The sequence below is a fragment of the Methylobacterium crusticola genome (assembly GCF_003574465.1).
Lineage (GTDB): Bacteria > Pseudomonadota > Alphaproteobacteria > Rhizobiales > Beijerinckiaceae > Methylobacterium > Methylobacterium crusticola.
Window position 1 is genome coordinate 1 of the sequence record NZ_QOWC01000420.1, and the last position, 2499, is coordinate 2499.

Below are 2499 nucleotides of genomic sequence, written 5' to 3' on the forward strand. Positions count from 1 at the left end.
AGGGCCTGCTCGCAGACGACCTCCTGATCGAAGCCAGGATCCCGCTGCGCCGCCTGAACAAGTGGGCGGCCGTAAGCCGTAGGGCTCATGCCTCATCGCCACCAATCACGCCTCCGATAGCTGAGTAAAATCCGCGGAGTAGATCGCGTTCTCGAACCCGCGGCCGATCTCCTCAGCGGTCTCGTCGAGCCAGCGACCCAGGATCAGGTCGACCGTGAGAGGGAATTCGGCCGGATCCGCGATGCCCCCGTTTGTGAGCAGCATCTTGGCGGTACCGGCGGCGTAGTCGGTCATGCGGCGCTTCCTTGCGCCCCATCGGTTCGCCAAGCCGGGAGCCCTGCCCAAGCTCCGATGATGATCGCCTCGCGCTCGGCTCCACGCGGCGACAGGGCGACGAGTTGGGCCAGCACGTGCTCCATCGTGTCCGACCCGCCTGCATCGGCTAGGGTCTGCCCTTGGCGTCGGATCGCGGCTCGGTAGGCGGACATGGCGGGGCCTCTGCCGCCCTGGCCTTCGATGGCCGTCAGGATCGCGTCGAGCGCCCTCACGGTTGCCGCGAGCTGATCCTCCGCTGGTAGTGCGGTGCGGTCGGGTGACTTCGGCATGGTTCTCCTCAGGCAGCCCGCTCAGGGCAGTGATGAACGGCGCTGTAGGTGCTCAAGATCGGTCGCCCGCCGAGGCTCGGCAGCCGGTCGAGAGTGGTCACCGCGAGTGTCTGAGCCGCAAGCTCAGCCTCCGCCCAAAAGCACACATCGCCCGGGTCCCGGCGCAGATCTATGATCCGTCGCGGCGTCGCCCCTCTCCGTAGCGATGCGGTGCGTCCAGGGAGAAGGCACATGCACGTCACGATCAAGGAAGCACAGCAGGCAATCGAAGCCGCATGCGCCAAGGCTGATGAGATCAGCACTCAGATGTGTATCGCTGTGGTCGACTCCGGGGGCAATCTCAAAGCCTTCTATCGAATGGATGATGCGTGGGTCGGATCTATCGATATTGCACAAAAGAAGGCCAAGACGGCCCTGTTCTTCGGAATGCCAACCGGCCAGATCGGCAAGCTGTCGCAACCAGGTGGCCCGCTCTACGGGATCGAGCACTCCAACGACGGCCTCATCACCTTCCCGGGTGGCATCCCGATCGTCGACAAGGACGGCGTGATGTCGGGCGCAATCGGTGTCAGCGGCTCGACCGTGGAGAACGACCACACGGTGGCGGAAGCGGGCGCCCGTGCGATTGGAGAGACGGGGTTGCCCGAACATCCTTGGCGAACCTGAAGGTTGTAGCAGCACTGGCAGGACAGCGGGCCACACCTTGCCTTATCGGGCGTGTCCCTCGATCCAGCCGATAATCGCGTCCGCGACCTCCAGGTTGTTCATCTCCAGCATCATCATGTGCCCGTTGCCGCGGATGCCGTGCTCCGCCAGCGCCAGCTGGTCCGGCTTGGCGTCGGCCTGAGCCAGGAAAGCACCCGTGCAGTCGTCCATGGTCGCACGGAACGAGGCCTCACCCGTGATGATCACCGCCGGCACCTTTGCCAGGTTGGGCAGCTTGCGCGCCGGTTCGGCCTGCAGCCAGCAACGGATCTGACCCTCGCGCAGCGGCTTGTCCGACTGCACGACCTTCAGGTCCTCGGGCGACTGCACGGGCGGCTCGAATGCCAGCGGCACGCGGGTGATGCCGTAGGGCCGGGCCCGGGCCTCGCCGATCTTCTCCCACCACTCCGTGCCGCCCTTGAAGCGGATGTCGAAGAAGGTCGGCCCGTTCGGCTCGACGGCGACGTGGGCCTTCACCAGCTCGGGATGCTGGTCCGATACCGCCCAGCCGAACACGCCGGCCTGCGAGTGGGTCAGCACCAAGGAGGGGCCGATCTTCTGCAGCAGGGTGATCAGGGCCGGATCGACCAGTTGCTCACTCTTCAAAGCGCTCGCGATGAAGGGCACCTGTGATGCGAAGAACTGGTCGAAGGCGACGTTGCCGCGCAGGCCGGGCCCGCCAGGCCACTGCGTGTGCAGCTTGGCCTGTGGGAACAGATTGAACTTCTCCTGGCCGGTGAAGGTCTGCTCGAGGTCGCTCACCTGGAGGCGGGCATAAGGTCCATAAACCTCGGGATTGTCGCCGGAGCGGCCGCGCCCGACCTGGTCGATGACATAGACGGCAAAGCCTTTCTCGACGAAGCGCTGCACCCATCCGGGCCGGCCATCGGGTGTGCCGAGGAAGTTGATGCCGGTCTGCGCGGTGCCATGGACCATCACGATGGGGTAGGGCTGGGTGACCTTGGTCGGCGCGTGGAACTGCACGAACATCTGGCCGACCGCGATGGTCTTACCATTGACCGTGGCGTACTGGCCACCGACGAAGAAGTAGCCCTCTTGCTGAGCAGGAGTGAAGTAGGAGGATGGCTCTGCTGCTGGCCCGGCGGTCGTAGCGCACAGCAGGCCGAGCAGGCCCGTGAGAGCGAACTTGAGCATGATTGTCAAACGGCATCGGAACGGGACCCCTGAT

3 protein-coding genes are annotated in these 2499 nt (G+C 65.1%); 1 reads left to right on the forward strand and 2 read right to left on the reverse strand.

Annotation, left to right across the window (positions count from 1 at the left end; translation table 11 throughout):
* Window positions 1-105: 105 nt before the first annotated feature.
* Window positions 106-294 carry a hypothetical protein gene (locus DT057_RS34565; protein WP_128566508.1) on the reverse strand — a complete coding sequence of 63 codons (189 nt, stop codon included), beginning with the start codon at window positions 292-294 and terminating at the stop codon, window positions 106-108.
* Between the two features lie 542 nt (window positions 295-836).
* Here DT057_RS34565 and DT057_RS34570 point away from each other — a divergent pair.
* On the forward strand, window positions 837-1271 hold the full coding sequence (locus tag DT057_RS34570) for a GlcG/HbpS family heme-binding protein (RefSeq protein ID WP_128566509.1): 435 nt from the start codon (window positions 837-839) through the stop codon (window positions 1269-1271).
* 42 nt (window positions 1272-1313) lie between these two features.
* On the opposite strand, the gene DT057_RS34575 is transcribed toward DT057_RS34570, so the two are convergent.
* On the reverse strand, window positions 1314-2465 hold the full coding sequence (locus DT057_RS34575; RefSeq protein WP_128566510.1) for an alpha/beta hydrolase: 1152 nt from the start codon (window positions 2463-2465) through the stop codon (window positions 1314-1316).
* Window positions 2466-2499: the final 34 nt, after the last annotated feature.